1 protein-coding gene and 1 pseudogene are annotated in these 1,758 nt (G+C 33.0%); both read right to left on the bottom strand.

The annotated features are described in order from the left end of the window. Nucleotides 1-1,025, bottom strand: a pseudogene (locus KHW44_RS09360) (hypothetical protein); the annotation flags it as partial. A 12-nt stretch (nt 1,026-1,037) separates the two neighbouring features. Then, nucleotides 1,038-1,758: MMPL family transporter (locus KHW44_RS09355; protein WP_304068819.1), on the bottom strand; the 721-nt coding region annotated here is incomplete at its 5' end.

Raw genomic sequence — 1,758 nt, 5'->3', positions numbered from 1 at the left:
TTGTACAATTTCAAGCTACCGTCATTCATTTGAGCTACATATCCTTGGATAGGACCTACTTTTGATTGTATTCCTGAGAATTTGCCTTGCATTTGTTGTGTTGATGATGCAAGTTTTTGTGAACCCGAGTGAAGTTTTGTAACTCCTGTTTGCATTTGTGAAATTCCTGAGTTTAGTTTGTCTTGTCCTTCAGATAATTTAACTGATGCATCTACAAGTTTTTGTGAATTAACTTGTAATTCTTTAACACCGTTTTGAAGTTTATCCAATGAATCGATGTTTTTCTTTTCTTGGAAAAATTCATTAGTGATTACAGAATAGATTTCTACTGGTTTGTAATCCTTGATGTCCATTTCAACTGAAACTTCGTCTTTGAATTTGTCCAAATTTTTGTCTTCCACAATCCCACTCAAGTTTTGTTTCATTCCTGGTGTCATAACTGTAGTTACTATTTCGTTCTTGCCATCTTTTACGATTTTAACATCATCTGATGTGACGTTTTCTACTTTTTCATCGTCAAATGTCATCGCTGCTACAACGACATATGGTGAATATACATTTCTTGATTGTCCGTCAATTGTTTTGGCTTCGTATCTGTTATTTTTAGAAGTGATTACAATCTTCAAATGACCAGACTTACCTTCCAATTCAGAAGCTTTCATTTCTTTTCCATCTAAGAAGTATTTTACAGATACATCCACTGGAAGTTTTTTGTCTGTGTCACCTTTGTAGTAGATGTCTTTTTTGTTTTCATCTAATTTCAAATAACCATTTTCAGATTTTAGTTCTTTATCTGTTTTTAAATTTTTTACATTTGTCAAATTAGATTTGTCGTTCGCTTTTATATTTTTATCTGAATTTAACCACACAGAAACTGATTTGTCTTTGATTTCGTTGCCTTCTACTGTTACATAAACAGTTTCTGATTTTTTGATTAAATCTTGTTGTTCTGCAAATGAAAGGTTAGCAAATGTCATTGAAGATACCAATGACAAAGCTAAGATTTTTTCAATATTTTTCTTCATAATTGTTCTCCTTTACGCTAAATTTTTAGTTGTTTTCTTGATAAATGGGAATGTAATGCTCAATAATGCTGGAAGTAATATTATGATTACAAGCATACTGATGATTGCTCCCCTAGCAAGTAACGTACATATTGTGGATACTATTTCCATTTTTGAATAAATTCCTACACCAACTGTTGCTGCCATGAATGATAAGGCACTTGTAACAATTGATTTGGATGTTTCTTTTACTGAAACTTTTAAAGCCTCGTTTACATTCTTGCGCTTACTGTATTCGTATAGGAATCGGTCTGTCATCAATATAGAATAATCTATCGTAGATCCCAATTGGATTACTCCGATTACTATCGATGTGATAAACGGAATTGTTTGATTGAAGTAGAATGGGATTGCCATGTTGATTTGAATTGCAAGTTCTATCGCAGCTATCAAAACAACTGGAATTCCAAATGATTTGAATGATATAGCAATGATTAAAAATACCGCAATCAATGATGCTATGTTAACCATCTTGAAGTCTTGGTCAGAAATATCTGTCAAATCGTCTGTTAGAACTGCTTCACCTGTCAAATATCCGTCCTTGTCGTGTTTTGCAATTACATCACGCATTTGTTCGATTTGTTTGTTAACCTCCTCAGATGCTGTTTGGTATTCTGAATTAACCATAAGCATTTCGTAGCCGTTTTTTACGAAGTTATCTCTGAGTTTGTCTGGCAAGAATGTCGCAGGAATT

It is taken from the genome of Finegoldia magna, from assembly GCF_018371055.1.
Classification (GTDB): Bacteria; Bacillota; Clostridia; order Tissierellales; family Peptoniphilaceae; genus Finegoldia; species Finegoldia magna_I.
The sequence above is the reverse complement of the archived record's forward strand: the minus strand, read 5'-3'. Positions and strand labels throughout refer to the sequence as shown.